The organism is Shewanella sedimentimangrovi (assembly GCF_017354965.1).
Taxonomy (GTDB): domain Bacteria; phylum Pseudomonadota; class Gammaproteobacteria; order Enterobacterales; family Shewanellaceae; genus Shewanella; species Shewanella cyperi.
On the sequence record NZ_CP071502.1, the window covers coordinates 2,248,645 to 2,266,187 of the forward strand.

Genomic DNA, 17,543 nt, shown 5'->3' on the forward strand with positions numbered 1-17,543 from the left:
CAGCCAGCTTGATAAGCTAACGAGATAATGGCAATAAGCCTTTAAAAATGGATTTATAATGAAATGCTAATGACAGCTATCTTGCTGTTCTAAGAGGGAAAATGAAGTACCGGTTTGATGACTTTTGCCTTGACACTGAATTGTTCTCGCTAACGAAGGCTGATGTTGAACAGCCGCTGGAGCCTAGAATATTTCAGTTGCTCACTTATTTTTGCATGAATCCGAACAGACCCATCAGTCGGGATGAATTGATCGATGAAGTATGGGGAAAGCGAATCGTCAGTGCGGCTGCTATCAACCGTGCTGTAAGCGAATTGCGAAAAATTGTTGAGCCAAACTCATCTGCTCCAGTTTATCTAAAAACCATCAGTAAAATAGGGTATTCTTTTGCCGCCGAGGTAAAAACAGAGGAATACCTTGTTCAGACTAAGAAAGATTCTTCATTGCAACCGGAGAATGCCTGTCATCCATTAATCGGCAAGTTTAATGGATTTACATTCTCCGCAGTACTCATCTTATTGCAATGCAGCTATTTAATCTTGTCATACTTTTCCACAGATACAATGGAATCCAGAAAAGTAGGCATGCAGGAGCTTAGGGCCAGCCCGCAGGGCGTGTCTTTCCGAGCCCAATTGTCCCCTTTTCATGATGGTCTTCTATTTATCAACAGGTCTTCCCATGGAGCAATTGCGCAAATCTGGTATCAAGAGGGTCGTACTCCGCCAAGATCCTTAACAACCGGAGAATACTACTACCTGCATGCAATTTTCACATCAGAAAATGATGTTTATGCCAGCCGTTTTAATAACTTACATGACAGACTGTGTGAAATTGTGTCAATAAATATAAAAACTGCAAAAATAACCCCAATTTTTGACTGTAGCCCCAGGTCCATACCTGTATTGGCGTACAATGAGGAACTGAAACAGTTATATTTTAACCACAGAAACGACGTCAACGAACCCTATTCCATCTACCAATACCAGATCAAAACCGGACGCCTACAACAGCTCACGCGCCCTTCTCATAAAGGTAACGCACGTGGCGATTATATACTTGCGCTTTCTCCTGACAAGAAAACACTGGCCATATATGAATATCAGCTAGATAGCACTTCCCGCTTGAAGTTCTTGGATCTACAAAGTGAAGAAAGTCATTACGCAGAGGTTCTTTTCCCTCACCCAAGCAGTTTGTCCTGGCTTAATAATGAGCAGTTGGTGACTGTCACGGATGAGGGGGTTCAGCTTTATGATAGGTTAACGGACAGTATAAGGCCCCTGCTAACCTCACCGGATATAGGCTACGCTTCAGTCGACAGCAACACTCATACCTTTGTTTTTGATAGATATCAGCAAATTGGCAATCTCTACCAATATTCCATTATTCAGAACCAACTCACACAGAAGTCGCCAGCCACCACAGCAGACTTGTTCCCAATCGGACCAAGCTATGCCAATCAATCCCAAAAACTTGCTTTTTTTACTCAGAAAGACGGTGTGATAACGCTGAAAATTGTCTTTGATTCTAACCTGCAAACTATTAAATTCCCCGAACCTATTAGTGGTTTCACTAACCTGAGTTGGTCGCCGGACGGTAACTATTTTATCGCAGGCATTAATAATGGTCTGTATAGATATGATTTGAATATCGGTCAGTGGGAAACTTTAGTACCAAATATTAAACAGATCCATTACGTACATTATGCCAATGCCGACACTTTGCTGTTTAGTTCCGAAGAGTCCGGCGATTGGCAGATTTGGGCATTGGACCTCCAGTCAAATATACTCTCTCAGGTATCTAAATATGGTGGGTACAGCGTCCAAGGAAATCCTGATTCTGGTACGCTGTATCTGACAAAATTCAATCAGCCTGGTCTGTTTTCGCTGGATGTCAACTCCGGGGAAGAAGCGCTGCTCATTGAAGATGCAAAAATCACATCTTGGGCGCAGTGGCAATTGCGAAGTAATCATCTTTATTTGGCAACCTCAGAAGGAATCGCAGTTTACGACGACAAAGGCCAAAGATTGGCCACTCTGAATACTCCGGTCACTAAGAGTTATGGAAGTTTTTCAGTATCGGGGGACGAAACTCAATTAGTCATGTCCGAATTGGATCATGAAAGCGGTGAGATATGGCAGGCCCAAATAGATTAAGCCTTGATATTCAGAATCAGGCAGCGATGATTTGCTGCCAGCACAAGGACAGAACAAGTCGTAGCACGAAGGCCTTTAGCCATCACGAGGAAATTAAGTACGAGACATTATCTGGGCCGATGGCAACTACGATTCTAACCACAAAAGCATAAAAAACGCCCCTTGAGGGGCGTTTTTACTTTGTTGCAGGCGGACTAGCCGCTGCTGGCTCGGGCTCACTCAAGCCTTAACCGCAATCAATTAGAAGCTCAGCTTGTTGATGATGTCATCATCAACCTGGTTCGCCAGGGTGACCTTGAGCTTGGGCGTTCTGGCCATTTCGCGTTTGATGGCGAAGTTGGCCTCGGCGTTGCGGGCCCAGCTGCGACGGGCGATGCCGTTGTTGACGTCGAACAGCAGCATGGACTTGAGGCGACGCTCGGCGTCGTCTGTGCCGTCGAGCAGCATGCCAAAGCCGCCGTTGATCACTTCACCCCAACCTACTCCGCCACCGTTGTGGATGGAGACCCAGGTGGCGCCGCGGAAGCTGTCACCTATCACGTTGTGAATGGCCATGTCGGCGGTGAAGCGGCTGCCATCATAGATGTTGGAGGTTTCGCGGAATGGCGAGTCGGTACCGCTCACATCGTGATGGTCACGGCCGAGCACCACTGGACCGATTTCACCGCGGGCAATGGCGTCGTTGAAGGCCTTGGCGATTTCCATCCGGCCCTGGGCGTCGGCGTAGAGGATGCGTGCCTGTGAACCCACCACCAGCTTGTTCTGCTTGGCGTCCTTGATCCAGGTGATGTTGTCCTGCATCTGCTGCTGAATTTCCTCCGGCGACTCCATCATGATCTTCATCAGCACCTCAGCGGCGATGGCGTCGGTTTTGTCCAAGTCTTCACTCTTGCCCGAGGTACAGACCCAGCGGAACGGACCAAAGCCATAGTCAAAGCACATGGGGCCCAGGATATCCTGCACGTAGGATGGATACTTGAAGTCGATACCGTTGGGAGCCATCACATCGCCACCGGCGCGTGAGGCTTCCAGCAGAAAGGCGTTGCCGTAGTCGAAGAAGTAGGTGCCCTTGGCTGTGTGTCTGTTGACCGCGGCAGCGTGACGTTTGAGGGTCGCCTGCACCTTGGTCTTGAACAGCTCCGGCTCTTCACGAATGAGGCGGTTGGATTCCTCGTAGCTGATATCCACCGGATAGTAGCCACCGGACCAGGGGTTGTGCAAAGAGGTTTGATCCGAGCCAAGATGCACAAAAATGCCCTGCTCATCAAAGGCTTCCCACACGTTAACCACGTTGCCAATAAAGGCGATGGACACCACTTCCTCGTTGGCCTGGGCCAGCTTGACCCGGGCAATCAGCGCATCCATATTATCGATAAGCTCATCCACCCAGCCCTGCTGATGACGCTTAATGGCGGCCTTGGGGTTCACCTCGGCGCACACGGTGATGCAGTTGGCGATGTTACCGGCCTTGGGCTGGGCACCGCTCATACCGCCAAGACCGGCAGTGAGGAAAATCTTGCCTTTGGGGCTTACTCCCTTGTCCAGCACCTTGCGGAAGGCATTCATCACGGTAATGGTGGTGCCGTGAACTATGCCCTGGGGGCCAATGTACATAAAGGAACCGGCGGTCATCTGGCCGTACTGGGTCACGCCCAGGGCGTTGAATTTTTCCCAATCGTCGGGCTTGGAGTAATTGGGGATCATCATGCCATTGGTGACCACTACCCGCGGCGCATCCTTGGACGAGGGGAACAGGCCCATGGGGTGACCTGAATACAGGTGCAGGGTCTGATCCGCTTCCATCTCGCTTAAGTACTTCATGGTCAGCAGATACTGGGCCCAGTTCTGGAACACGGCGCCGTTGCCGCCGTAGGTGATAAGCTCCTCGGGATGCTGGGCCACAGCCGGGTCGAGGTTGTTATCCACCATCAGCATGATGGCTGCCGCCTGCTCGCACCTGGCAGGATAATCGGAGATGGAACGGGCCTTCATGGCGTATTCAGGCTTGAAACGGTACATGTAGATACGGCCGAAGTCCTGCAGCTCTTGGGCGAATTCTGCCGCCAGCTCCTGATGCCACTCGGTGGGGAAGTAACGCAGGGCGTTGCGCACCGCCAGCTGCTTTTCTGCGGCGCTCAGGATGTCCTTACGCTTGGGGGCACGGTTGGCGTCCGCAGGATAAGGCTTGGGGGCCGGCAGTACGCTTGGGATCCCTTGCTTGATTTGGTCGTGAAAATTCATTGCTGTTTCCATTCTGTTATTCCTCCCCTCAGTTAACGATAAACGCCTGGGCCTTCACCAGGGCTATGATGGCGTCTATGTCGGGCTTGAGCAGACGGTCTTCTTCCAGCTTGGCCACCTTGGCGCGGATCAGTTGATAGTTGTGCTCGATGACTTCGGAGCAGGTGTTAGGGCGGCGGAAATCTATGGCCTGGGCCGCATACATCAGCTCGATGGCGAAGATCTTTTCCAGGTTGCCGAGGATTTGATTCAGCTTCCTTCCTGAGATGCTGCCCATGGACACGTGATCTTCCTGGCCCATGGAGGTGGGCACGCTGTCGGCGGACGGCGGGAAGCACAGGGATTTGTTTTCCGTTACCAGGGCCGCGGTCACATATTGGGGGATCATCATGCCGGAATTCAGGCCGCCTGAACTGGTCAGCAGGCGCGGCAGACCGTGCAGACCTTCCAGCAGCAGATAGCAACGACGGTCGGCGATGTTGCCAAGCTCTGCCGCGGCAATGGAGGTGTAATCCAGCACCATGGCCAAAGGCTGGCCGTGGAAACCGCCGCCGGAAATGGCTTCATCGCTGCTGATAACGATCGGGTTATCGGTCACCGAATTCATTTCGATTTCGGCCAGCTCTTTCAGGTGGTAGAAGGCGTTGCGTGACGCGCCGTGCACCTGGGGGATACAGCGCAGCGAATATGGATCCTGCACCCGGTCACAATCCACATGGGCGGCCATGTTTTGCGAGCCTTCGAAGAACTTGCGCATGCGCGCCGCCACTTCGATGTTGCCGGCAAAGGGACGGATTTCATGCAGCTCGGCCCTGAATGGCGACTGGCTGCCCTGCATGCCTTCGATGCTCATGGCACCGGCGAGATCGGCCAAGTCCAGCAGATAACGCATCTTGGTCAGGGCTGTGATGGCGTGGGACAGGATAAACTGGGTGCCGTTGATGAGCGCCAGACCTTCTTTGGCCTGCAGCTCCAATGGCGCCAAGCCATGTTCGCGCAGCATCTCGATGGCGGGCACGGCACGTTCACCCTGCCAGAATTCACCTTCGCCAATCAGCGGCAGGAACAGGTGTGACAGCGGAGCCAAATCGCCGGAGGCGCCGACAGAGCCTTGCTCTGGCACCACAGGGATCAGATCCAACTTCAAAAAGGCCAGCATACGCTCAACCACTTCCAGGCGAATACCTGAGAAACCCTGGCTCAGGGCGTGAACCTTAGTGATCAGCATCAGCTTGGAGATGGCCTTGGCAATGGGCTCGCCCACGCCGACCGCATGGGTGATCAGCAGGTTTTTCTGCAGCAGCGCGGTTTCAGCGGGAGAAATCTGGGTATCACACAGGGGACCAAAGCCGGTGTTGATGCCGTAAATGGCCTTGTCTGAATTGGCCATGATATCGACGTTGTGGCGGCTGGCATTGATTTTGTCAACGGCCTGTTGGCACAGCTCGGCCTGGATACTGCCATCGGCAATGCCGTTTACGATTTCGAGAGTGAGATGGTCAACACCATATCTAAAGCTCATCTTATGCTCCTGAGTAGCTGTTCTATCACTGTAAAAGCCAGTGCTATCTTTCTGTTTTAGTTGGCAGCAATTGCCTTTGTTACCCCCATGCTAGCTTGCTGCAGATGTTTTATAAATGCATAATATTCGTAATTCATTCCGTTTTTATCAAACATAAGTATCAAACTAATAGGTCGGGCTATGTTCGACCGAATAACGCGTATCGAGCCAATGCATGGCGCTAACGTCTCAAACCAATGTCTTGAGCCAAAAGGGGAATACTGAGTGCAGGTACATGATGTAGATCTGAGGCTGCTGCGGATTTTCGTGGCCATAGTGGAATGTGGCGGCCTGTCGGCGGCGGAATCCCGGCTCAATATTGGTCGCTCCACCATCAGCTCCCACCTGTCGGATCTGGAGGTGCGCCTGGGGCTGAAACTGTGTAAACGCGGTCGCAGCGGCTTTGAACTGACCGAATCCGGACGGGTGACCTATCAGGCGTCGCTGGAACTGCTACAGCAATGTGAGGCCTTTGCCAGCACGGTCGCCAGCTCCAAGCAGCAGCTGTCGGGCCGGGTAACCATAGCCATCATCGATACCCTGGTAAGCGATCCCCGCTGCGGTGTGGCCCGGGCCATAGCCTCGCTCAAGGCCAGGAGCAACAACATCCAGTTCGATATCAACGTCTGTGAGGCCCGCGAAGTGGAAACTTCTGTGGTGAACGGCCGCTCCCTTGCGGGTATAGGCGTCAGTCGCCATCATTTGCGCGGCCTCGATTACGAGCCGCTGCACAACGAAACCAACTATTTATATTGCGGCGTCGGCCATCCCTTGTTTGACTGCGACCCCGGGGCAAGCCAGAAGCTGCTGCAAAATGCCGAAGTCATCACCAGTAACTACACCCGCGATAAGGAAAGTCGCAACGACGATTTGAATTATCAAAACAGCGCCACCGCCTACCACGACGAAGGCATAGCCCATTTGATCCTGTCGGGGAAATTTATCGGCTACCTGCCGGAGCACTACGCCAGCTACTGGGTCGACAAGGGCCTGTTCAGGGCGATATTGCCGGAAAAATACTCCTACCAAATCCCCGTGGTGCTGATCACCTCCAAAAACAATTCGGCCACGCCCTTGGCCAAGGCGCTTATCAAGGAAATCAAACGCTGCCACGGGGTGGAGTGATGTCCTGCCCCGCGTCTTGCGCTTCACTTCCAGCTGTTAACTTCCAGCTCTCTTAACGCCTAGCGCTCTGCTTTTTATTCCGCGTTAGCGCTTTGCTCTCTATTTCGTTTTAACGTTTGAATTTGGTTTCCAGAATAACCGACGAGGTGGTGCGCTCCACCCCGTCCAAATTGCCAATGTCATCCAGCAGGTGGCTGAGCTGCTCAGTGGTTTGGGCCTGCACCACGGCTATCAGATCGTATTCACCGCTGATGGCATATAGCTCGCTTATCATGTGCATCTTCTTCAGCTCGATATTGGTCTTGGTGGTGAACTTCTGCTTCACCTTGATGGACACGTGGGCCGACACCAAATTGCTGATATAGGCCTCGCCGTACTCCACCCCGTAACCTTTGATGACCCCGGTTTCCTCCAGTCTGGCGATGCGGGTCTGCACAGTCGAGCGCGACAAATTGAGCGCCCGGGCCAGATCCGAGACGCTGGTGCGGGCGTTATTTTTCAGCAGCGCCAGCAGGCGTTCGTCTTCTTTGCTTATCAATTTGCTAAATCCGTCCGTTAAAATGACATTTATAACACACAAAGTGTTAATAATGCCGCTGCAATTTGCTACTTCTGCTCAATATAATACAGAAATAACTAAATAACAGGTCATTCGACCCAGATAAAACAGAGGTTTGCATGCAAGTCAACAGAAGCTTATTCGATGAAGTGATGGTACCCAACTACGCCCCGTCTCCAATCATTCCGGTCAAGGGCGAAGGCTCGCGCATCTGGGATCAGGAAGGCCGTGAGTTTATCGATTTCGCCGGCGGTATCGCAGTAAACTGCCTGGGTCACTGTCACCCTGCCCTGGTCAATGCCCTGACCGAACAGGCCCACAAGCTGTGGCACCTGTCCAACACCATGACCAACGAACCGGCACTGATGCTGGCCAAGCAACTGGTTGACAACACCTTTGCCGAGAAAGTGTATTTCGCCAACTCAGGCGCCGAAGCCAACGAGGCTGCACTGAAGCTGGTACGTCGCGTGGCCCTGAATAACCATGGCGCCGACAAGTCACAGATCATCGCCTTTAAACAAGGCTTCCACGGCCGTACCCTGTTTACCGTATCCGTTGGTGGCCAACCTGCCTACTCAGACGGTTTCGGTCCCAAGCCAGCCGACATAGTGCACGCCGAGTACAATAACCTCGACAGCCTCAAGGCACTGATCTCCGATCGCACCTGCGCCGTGGTACTTGAGCCGCTGCAGGGCGAAGGCGGCATCATCAACCCCACTCCCGAATTCATCAAGGGCGTACGCGAACTGTGTGACAAGCACCAGGCGCTGCTGGTGTTCGACGAAGTGCAAACCGGTGTCGGCCGTACCGGCGATCTGTATGCCTACATGGGTCTGGGTGTCACCCCGGACGTGCTGACCACGGCCAAGGCCCTGGGCGGCGGTTTCCCCATCGGTGCCATGCTGACCACCACCGAGCTGGCCAAGCACCTGGTTGTCGGTACCCATGGCAGTACCTACGGCGGTAACCCTCTGGCCTGTGCCGTGGGTCTGGCGGCCTTCAACACAGTTAACACCCCGGAAGTACTCAACGGCGTCAAGGCCCGTGAACAGCTGTTCCGCGATGGCCTGATGGCTATCAACGCCAAGTATCAGGTGTTCACCGAAGTCCGTGGCAAAGGTCTGCTGCTCGGTGCCGCACTGAACGCCGATTACGCCGGTAAGGCCCGCGACTTTATGCTCGCCGCCGCCGAACAAGGTCTGTTGGTGCTGATGGCCGGTCAAAACGTGGTCCGTTTTGCCCCCTCTCTTATCATTCCTGAGCAAGATATCCAGGAAGGTCTGGTGCGCTTCGAGGCCGCCATCGCCAAACTGGTTGCCGCCGCCAAGGCAGCTTAATTCAAAGCCGCTGAAGCAAAGGCCGCTTAAGCCAAACAGCGGCCAGATCCCCCGATCTGGCCGCTCTCAAGCTCAGAGAACACCATTATGTTATTGATCCGTCCAATTTCGGGCACGGACTTTCCTGCGCTGCTCACCATGGCGCAGGAGTCAGGTGCGGGCTTTACCTCTCTGCCACTTGATGAGCAGAAGTTGGCCCACAAGATTGTGCATTCGGAGCAAAGCTTCGCCGCAGACATTCAAAAGCCGGGCGATCAGGGTTACCTGTTTGTACTGGAAGACACAGCCACCGGCGAAATCCTCGGTGCCTCCGGCATCGAAGCCGCCGTGGGTCTGTCCAACCCCCTGTACCATTTCCACAAGAGCACAGTTGTGCATCAGTGCAAGGAACTGGATATCTTCAATCCGGTGGAAGTGCTGACCGTCGGCAACGACTACACAGGTGCCACCGAGATCTGCACCCTGTTCCTGCGGGAGCCCTTCCGGGTTGGCCTCAATGGCCGCTTTCTGTCCAAGGTACGTTTCATGTTCATGGCCGAGCAGCCACAGCGTTTCTCCAAGCTGGTGATAGCCGAGATGCGCGGCGCCGCCGATGAGCAGGGCCAGCCGCCCTTCTGGCATTGGCTGCGCAAAAGCTTCTTCAACATGGACTTCTCAAAGGCAGACTACCTGATAGGTGTCGGCAACAAGGGCTTTATCGCCGATCTGATGCCGCGTTACCCCATCTATGTGGATCTGTTGCCCGAAGCCGCCCGCAAGGTCATAGGTCAGGTCCATGAAAACACGGTTCCCGCCCTCAAGCTTTTGGAAAACGAAGGTTTTATGCACCGCGGCTATGTGGACCTGTTCGATGCCGGTCCGACGGTGGAAGCCCAGCTTAAGCAAATCAAATCCGTGCGCCAGAGCCACAGGGCCAAGGTGGTCATCACCCAGGATGAAGCACTGCGCAAGGGTCAGTACCAATTGGCCGTGTGTAACTGCGAGAGCCGCGAATTCCGCGCCACGGTCACGGACGATTGCCGCTTCGACCCCGACACCCACAGCCTGTACATGAGCCCGGCCATGGCCGATCTGCTCAAGGTCAACGAGGACGAGCTGGTCCGTTACTTAAATCTCGACAAGGGGGCCAAATGAGCTCAGCAATTGACAATACCCACGCTTGCCAGTTTATTCAGGGCGAGTGGCAGGCCGGAAACGGTACCGCCTTTGAATCCGTTAACCCCGCCAATGGCGAGGTCATCTGGCGCGGCCAGGGCGCCGACGCAGCCCAGGTGGCCGGCGCAGTCAAAGCCGCGAGAAGCGCCTTTTATCTGTGGTCGGCCAAGCCCCTTGAAGAACGTCTGAAGGTGGTGGAGGCCTTTGCCGCCCAGTTGACTGCCAACAGCGAGACCATGGCGCGCCTGATTGCCGAGGAAACCGGCAAGGCCCTGTGGGAGAGCCGCACCGAAGTGGCTGCCATGACAGGCAAGATTGCCATCTCCATCCGCGCCCACAATGAGCGTACCGGCACTGTGGAAAACCCCATGCCAGGCGCCCGCGCCTTTATCCGTCACAAGCCACACGGCGTGGTGGCGGTATTCGGTCCCTATAACTTCCCCGGCCACCTGCCCAACGGCCACATAGTGCCGGCGCTGATCGCCGGTAACGTGGTGCTGTTCAAGCCATCTGAGCTGACCCCCAAGGTTGCCGAATACACGGTGCAACTGTGGCAACAGGCGGGCCTGCCCGCGGGCGTTATCAGCCTGCTGCAGGGCGAAGTCGCCACCGGCAAGGCGCTGGCGGGCCATCCCGGCATCGACGGTCTGTTCTTCACCGGCAGCTCCAACACGGGTCATCTGCTGCACCAGCAGTATGCCGGTCAACCGGGCAAGATCCTGGCGCTGGAAATGGGCGGCAACAACCCCCTGCTGGTTAAGGATGTGGAAAACATCGACGCCGCCGTGCACGACATCATTCAGTCGGCCTTTATCAGCAGCGGTCAGCGTTGTACCTGTGCCCGTCGCCTGTTCCTGCAACAGGGCGCCAAGGGTGATGCCATCCTGGCCAAACTTGTCGAAGCGACGAGCAAGATCAAGGTGGGTCAACCCTTTGCCGAGCAGCAACCCTTCTACGGCGCCATGATCAGCGCCAAGGCCGCCGCGGCCATGGTCAAGGCCCAGGCCGACATTCAGGCCGCAGGTGGTGTATCCCTGCTGGAACTGACCCAGATCGATCCGGCCCTTGGCTTTGTCACCCCCGGAATTATCGATGTCACCAAGGCCGCACCGCTGCCAGATGAAGAACACTTCGGCCCACTGCTGAAGGTCTATCGCTATGAAGACTTCGATGCCGCCATCGACGAAGCCAACAACACAGCCTTTGGTCTGTCGGCGGGCCTGCTCGGCGATAACGAAGCGGATTACCAGCACTTCTTCGGCCGCATCCGCGCCGGGATAGTCAACTGGAACAAGCCCATCACAGGTGCATCCAGCGCCGCCCCCTTCGGTGGTATTGGTGCCAGCGGTAACCACAGGGCCAGCGCCTACTATGCGGCGGACTACTGTGCTTACCCCGTGTCCTCGGTGGAAGCCAGCAGCGTCAGCCTGCCGGCCACCCTGAGCCCAGGCCTGAGCATCTGATTGAATTTGATTGATTTTATTAACATTTTCACATTAACAATTTGATATTTGTAGGATAAGTCGTATGCACACCCAGATTAACGAACTCTTCTCCCAGCTGTGGCAAGACTATGTGGCGGTAACGCCCTCGGCCCAGAAAATCCACGCCCTGCTGGGTTCTTCCCAGCAGGACGACGTGCAAAACGATCACATTGCACTGCGTACCTTCAACATAGAGAAGATTAACCTGGAGAAACTGGCCGCCCACTTCCTCGCCCTGGGTTATGTGGAATGTGGCGAGTACCATTTCGAAGCCAAGAAACTGTACGCCAAGCATTTCGAGCACCCAGATGCCACCCAGCCCAAGGTGTTCATCTCCGAACTGCTGCTGGAAAAATGCTCCCCCGAGCTGCAGGCCATAGTGCACAAGCTGGTTGATCAGGTTGAAGAAGCCGCCGTGACTGCGGATAACTTCCTCTACTCCGGCCGCCACTGGGCCATAGATCAGGCCACCTACGAAGCCCTGCTGGCGGAAAGCGAATACGCCGCCTGGGTATCTGTCTGGGGCTTCCGCGCCAACCACTTCACAGTGTCCGTTAACGCCCTGAAAAACTTCGATACTTTGGCCTCGGTTAACGAAGCACTCAAGTCCGCGGGCTTTGTGCTCAACACCTCGGGCGGCGAAATCAAGGGCAGCGAAGAAGTTAAACTCAAGCAGTCTTCCACCCTGGCCGACGAAGCCCTGGTGGAATTCACCGATGGCAGCAAGATGATCCCCAGCTGCTTCTACGAATTCGCCCGCCGCTTCCCGCTGGAAGACGGCAAGCTCTACCCAGGATTCGTGGCGGCCTCCGCCGACAAGATTTTCGAGAGCACAAACGCCAGGTAACCCCTTCGCAGGGCCTGCGGCCCTGCTTTGACCTGCCCGTTAAAAATAAAACCCGCATTCAGCGGGTTTTATTTTTTGTGGCCGATGGCCACGGTATTGCGTTCAGGCTCTGCAGCCAAAATGTAGCGTCATATCTGCAAATTCGGCTTGAGAGCCATGCATCTTACGTGCTTCCACACAGGCCATGGATTGCCCTTAAAGTAACTTCCTACATCAGATGCAGTTAATCACCTGCGGTGCGCCTTCGCACTACCACACCCGTGACACGGCGACTCTTGGTTTAAAATCAGCCGTCCTTGGAGCCTCCCCGGCGACATCTGCTGACCATGGATGGTCGAATGTCGCGATCTCATGGATGTGATTGAGCGACCATGGCTCGGACGGTCACTGGTGCGGCAGTGCTAGTTTGGAGGTGTTCCTCTCCGGCTTCAGATGTTTGCGTAGTATTTCTGAATTGAAAAGCCAAAGCCTGACTGTTGCACCGCTAATTCCCCTTTCGGAGCCGCCGACGACTGCATGGATGCAGGAGTTAAGACGAAGCAGGAGCCAGAGTCGAAGACGCTGCTGAAAATGACGTGGCGAGGGCGAATGCTTGCCTACGGCAAGCGTGTTAATGAGCGCGAGGCATGGATGCAGAGCTGGCTGTTGTCCATGGAGGGATTTGGATGCCGAAGCAGCGCCAGTTGAATAAGGGGCGAGTGTCACACAGTGACAAGTTCACGAGCGCGTGGCATGGAGCCGAGCTGGGATAGATTTACATGGATATAAATCCGAGCGTCTGGCGCGTTAGTCAATTTTCAGCATAAGGCCGAGGAGCTTTCAGCGTCGGTGGGGTGTCCTTGGGGTTGCAAGGGCGAAGCTCGTAAGAGCGCTATGAGCGCGAGCCATGGATGGCGAGCTGGCAGTTAGACAGAGAAGTCGTTCGCGGACAAGCAAAGCCCCTTGCCCGGATGTGGGCTAGGCGCCCCCGGTTTGAGACCCACTACTTTGTGCCGCTGGACAGCGGCATTCTTTAGCCTCTAGTGCGGCAGTGCTAATTCTGGGAGTACCACTTTGGCAAATGTGCGACCTTAGACAAAAGACAAAGAAGTACATCAAATTATCACTTGCCGAACAGCAACCACCTCTGCCAAGATGCTGATTCAAGGAGATAAAACAAGGTTCAGGGATGAAGAAAATCACTTCAGCCCGTGCGGTAGCCATACCTGCTTATCTCCCCTATTGGCACAATGATGCAATGAGAGGCGTGAAGCGATACCTATTAGTCAGATACCGGAAGTGCAGCATGGCTTGTACAGTGGTTTTATACAGTCATATCTGAGTTTTGGGTGAAAGGTAGCCCAAGTGACCAAAAACTGTGCGCACTATTTCCACGATATTTTAAAGAATTAACTAAAAATCAGTAAATTAAATTCACTGCGATTTAGATAATAGGTTTGATAACTGCGCATGCGCGTTTAGCTGCAATGGATATTTTGACCAATTATCGTATTCAGTAGGAAATACAAAAGGTTAGCAATGCACGTTTTTTACTCCTCCGAGGACTAAAACGCGCATGCGCACTATACAGCTGCTAGGAGTATTGGGGCATGAAGCTTATTCCCAAATATCTAACTATACCGATAATTTTTAGTTTGTTAGTTGCTTGCTATGCCTTAATTACAGGCAAGGAAAACCAAGCTAGTTTTATTGGATTGTTTTTTTATGGTGTTCTTTTCTACGGTGCACCCTATTTTTTACATTCAATGTTCATGGTTTTGTTTAAAGCTTCTAATCAAGCAATACACGCTGGTTTTATTGGTATAACCTTGGCTCTGGTTTTGATTTCAAGTATGTGGCTCTTACCACAAGATCCATCGGGCCTGCCAATTCAATGGATGGGCTATTGGCCATTATCAGCAATTTTAGGTTTGGTTTTCATAGGTGGTTCGATTGGAATTAGAAAGTACAACAACTCCTAACAAGGCCCGCCAACACGCAGCCTTCGGCTGCTGGACTCGCTACGCTCGCCGTTGCGGGCAGCGTTATACGCTGGTCATAGTAAGTCTAATTTCGACCCAATGCGGGCATTGAATTTTTAGTAATCTAATCTGCTAAATTATAAAAATTAGTAGTACAACAGGAGTCATCATGGACGAAAGGTCGAATAATGAGGAGTTGCTGTCCGCTCTCTTACGATATCTTGAAGTGTTGCGAAGCTCGGGATCTCGGCCGGAATCTATAGCTCTAGGTGCGGTAGTATGCTTAATTGCTCTTCGTAAGGATAGTAATCAAGATAGGATAATGATGGCATCAACTCGAGAGATAAATTCCTTTTTAAGGGGGATTGTTGGCGAGTTTGAAGAAGATTTTTTTGGTAGCTATCGGAGCTTAAATAACGTTTATCATATACCATTCGAACATCCTGCTCTCCATCGTTTCTTGTATGAGGCAAGTACTTTGTACATCGAGTTGGATATAGAGATACTCGAACTACTGGACGCTGTTTATTCTATTCCAGATGGAAAAAGTGGAACATTTGTAACACCAAGCTCCGTAGCAAAACTGATGGCTGATTTGGTCGAAGTGTCGCCAGGGGAGACGCTATTTGATCCCTGTATGGGGTCCGGTGGCTTTCTGAATGCTGTCCAGCAAACAGGGTTGTCTGACTTTCAATTTTGGGGGGGAGACAAAAATGCCTTCAATCTGGTCGTAGTTCGGTTAAAGACTTTGCTTTCTAATCAGTATTATCATGAAATTCGAGGATCTAGCTTTGCTTTTGCCAGCGATTTACCTCAGTTTGACGTAGTGCTTAGCAATCCTCCAGTTAGAAAATTGAACCGCGACCAAGCACGGTATATGTACTCTGATGCTCTCCGTGGTATAGCTTATCAGGATATGTCGGCCAATTTTATTGAGTTGGGGCTTCAGCATCTAAAACTTGAAGGAAGGGCTGCATACCTAGTCCCCATGGGACTGCTGTTTCAGACAGGTGATGCTGAGCAGGCTCGAAAGAGCTGGGTACAATCTGGCATGTTAAAATTGGTGATTTCTTTACCTGCTAATTTGTTGCCACATACAGGCTTACGATGTGCCATTTTGTTTTTCAAAAACAGCGGACGACAAGAATTAGTTCGTTTTGTCAAAGCCGATGGGTGCTTTGAGAATGGCCATAGAAGACAAAATCGTTTGTCATACGAAAACATCAAAACAATTCTTAGAATGAGTCTCTCGGACTATCTTGAAGAGGGGGTCATTGATACTGCCTATAGCGCTATTGCTGACAATCAGTATTGTTTGATTCCCAGTGAGTATATCCCTGCGAAGAAAAGCAATATTGGGCATTTGTCCGAGGAATGGTCAAAGATCGGCAACATTGCCGATGTATTTCAAGGGACCTCTCTTTCGCAGGTTGAAGAAGGAGATCAACCTGTTATTAGGGGCAAGGACCTAAGGACAAGTCAAATAGATTTAGATGATCTGGCTAAGAAGGATCTGGCTGGCTTCTCGAAACCTATTCGATATGCCAAGAGAGGGGATATTTTACTGCAACGTATAGGGGCCAATCCTGCCGCCTATTTAGTGGGTGACCGAGAACAAGGCTGTGCGGTGGAAGATACCGTCTTTATCATTCGGAGCTCCAGCCTCGCGATGGGCACGATGGATTTTATCTGCCAGTTCCTCAATTCTGATCAAGTTGCGAGTCGTATTAGCAATGCGAGGAGTTACTCGGTTATTCCTACCCAGACGCTCAAGTCAATCCGAGCTTTGGAAGTACCCATTCCAGACCCGAAGATTATCGATCTGGTGAGGGAAATGAATGCGCTCGAAGCGTCACTAAAGAATGAATATGAAAAGGCCAGAGAGTACAAGAAGGCTCTGTTTGATGGGTATGATCCTAGAGATATCAGCAGCCGTTTTGAAGATGCACGATTTACAGCCAATGCTCTTGAGGCTGCACTAAAGCAAAAGGACGACATTAAATATCGTGTAAGAACGCAGTATCCATTCCCGTTAGCTTATGCCTATAGAAATATATACCTGGAGCACGAGTACGCAGGAATTTACGATCGGCAGATGAAATATGGGGAGCAGCTGCTGTCTTTCCTGTCTGCTGTGGGAATTGCATTGAGTGTTAAATATGGTGGTATTGAAAACAATTCTGAGAAGGTAGAGTTACTTAAGGAATTTCAGTCTTATGTTCGTCGAGGTGTGTCGCCTGGTGATTTTCAAACGATCCTCCAAAAGGCCTGTAAACTCTTGAGTTCTGTGGAGGTGCCTATTGCGCAGTCTTTCTCTCAGGTTTGGTACAAGCCTGGCGGTAAGAAAGAATCGGTATTCGCAAAAAATGCTAGGGAAAACCTCGTCTCTAAGCTTAATGATTATAAGCATCATCGTGGCCCCTCAAATCGTCACGAAAGAAAAATGGGTGGAGAGGAGCAATCTAAAACTCTAGATGAGCTGCTGATGCATATTGAGTTTATTTCAGATTGCGAATTAATCCGTATTGACAAAATTGATAAGCAATGGCGTGGTGATGAGTTGATGTACTCCGCCAGTATGCTAAAGGGGGATCATCCTGCATTTGAAAAGATCCAATTCAGCTCTGAGCAAAACCTGTCAATTGATAAGCTATATATTCAGCACAAGTCCGATTTCATTTGTCTCTACCCCATGGTTTCCTTGGCCTATAACCCCAATACTCGAAAGGAGGAAATTTTCTCTATCGATAAAGAGTCGGGGCATGGGTTTATGCTGAAAAGCTTCGAGTCAGGAACATCTGTGGAGAGTAAAGAGGTCCGGTCTGATTTCATCTATTGGGTCGAAAAATTGCTGACTTCTGCGGATGAGCTCGAGCCATGTTAAGGAGCCAGATTTGGCTGGAATAGCAGCCCTAAGGATAACTCGCATATGAAATTAGCACGTCTACTAATTCAAGGGCAGTTAACTACGTTCGATGTCCGCTTCAGACCGAATCTGGACATCGTGAAGATGGTGCAGGTAGCGTATAACAAGTGTCAGTAGCATCCCATCAATTCTTTGTATACTGCAATGCCGACACACTCCAAAGGGTAAGGTGTTTAAAGCTCCCCTAGCCTTTC

The 17,543-nt window shown here is 52.0% G+C and carries 11 protein-coding genes; 8 read left to right on the forward strand and 3 right to left on the reverse strand.

Features of this window, described 5'->3' with window-relative positions; translation table 11 throughout:
* Positions 1-101: 101 nt before the first annotated feature.
* On the forward strand, positions 102-2,153 hold the full coding sequence (locus JYB85_RS09755) for a winged helix-turn-helix domain-containing protein (protein ID WP_207379164.1): 2,052 nt from the start codon (positions 102-104) through the stop codon (positions 2,151-2,153).
* 240 nt (positions 2,154-2,393) lie between these two features.
* On the opposite strand, the gene JYB85_RS09760 is transcribed toward JYB85_RS09755, so the two are convergent.
* Together JYB85_RS09760 and hutH are read right to left on the reverse strand one after the other, a co-directional pair.
* Positions 2,394-4,394: a urocanate hydratase gene (locus JYB85_RS09760; protein ID WP_228730074.1), complete on the reverse strand. Its 2,001-nt coding sequence runs from the start codon at positions 4,392-4,394 to the stop codon at positions 2,394-2,396.
* Between the two features lie 28 nt (positions 4,395-4,422).
* On the reverse strand, positions 4,423-5,916 hold the full coding sequence (gene hutH, locus JYB85_RS09765) for a histidine ammonia-lyase (RefSeq protein ID WP_207379166.1): 1,494 nt from the start codon (positions 5,914-5,916) through the stop codon (positions 4,423-4,425).
* Positions 5,917-6,180: 264 nt separating this feature from the next.
* On the opposite strand from hutH, the gene JYB85_RS09770 reads away from it, so the two are divergent.
* Positions 6,181-7,080 (forward strand): LysR family transcriptional regulator, encoded by a 900-nt coding sequence (locus tag JYB85_RS09770; protein WP_207323959.1) that lies wholly within the window; start codon positions 6,181-6,183, stop codon positions 7,078-7,080.
* 109 nt (positions 7,081-7,189) lie between these two features.
* Here JYB85_RS09770 and JYB85_RS09775 read toward each other — a convergent pair whose 3' ends face one another.
* Positions 7,190-7,618 carry an Lrp/AsnC family transcriptional regulator gene (locus tag JYB85_RS09775; protein ID WP_207379167.1) on the reverse strand — a complete coding sequence of 143 codons (429 nt, stop codon included), beginning with the start codon at positions 7,616-7,618 and terminating at the stop codon, positions 7,190-7,192.
* A 140-nt stretch (positions 7,619-7,758) separates the two neighbouring features.
* Between JYB85_RS09775 and JYB85_RS09780 the strand changes: the two genes are divergently transcribed.
* From JYB85_RS09780 to JYB85_RS09805, 6 genes are all read left to right on the forward strand, one after another.
* Positions 7,759-8,976, forward strand: a complete 1,218-nt coding sequence (locus JYB85_RS09780; protein WP_207319879.1) for an aspartate aminotransferase family protein — start codon at positions 7,759-7,761, stop codon at positions 8,974-8,976.
* A gap of 87 nt (positions 8,977-9,063) precedes the next feature.
* Positions 9,064-10,110, forward strand: coding sequence for an arginine N-succinyltransferase (gene astA / locus JYB85_RS09785; RefSeq protein ID WP_207379168.1), 1,047 nt, complete (start codon positions 9,064-9,066; stop codon positions 10,108-10,110).
* Positions 10,107-11,594, forward strand: a complete 1,488-nt coding sequence (gene astD / locus JYB85_RS09790; protein WP_207379169.1) for a succinylglutamate-semialdehyde dehydrogenase — start codon at positions 10,107-10,109, stop codon at positions 11,592-11,594. Before astA ends, astD begins: the two co-directional genes overlap by 4 nt.
* Positions 11,595-11,658: 64 nt before the next feature.
* The gene (locus JYB85_RS09795; RefSeq protein ID WP_207379170.1) at positions 11,659-12,462 is read left to right on the forward strand and encodes a DUF1338 domain-containing protein; all 804 of its coding nucleotides are present in this window, start codon (positions 11,659-11,661) and stop codon (positions 12,460-12,462) included.
* Between the two features lie 1,589 nt (positions 12,463-14,051).
* Positions 14,052-14,423 carry a hypothetical protein gene (locus JYB85_RS09800; RefSeq protein WP_207379171.1) on the forward strand — a complete coding sequence of 124 codons (372 nt, stop codon included), beginning with the start codon at positions 14,052-14,054 and terminating at the stop codon, positions 14,421-14,423.
* Between the two features lie 169 nt (positions 14,424-14,592).
* Positions 14,593-17,307 carry an N-6 DNA methylase gene (locus JYB85_RS09805; protein ID WP_207379172.1) on the forward strand — a complete coding sequence of 905 codons (2,715 nt, stop codon included), beginning with the start codon at positions 14,593-14,595 and terminating at the stop codon, positions 17,305-17,307.
* Positions 17,308-17,543: the final 236 nt, after the last annotated feature.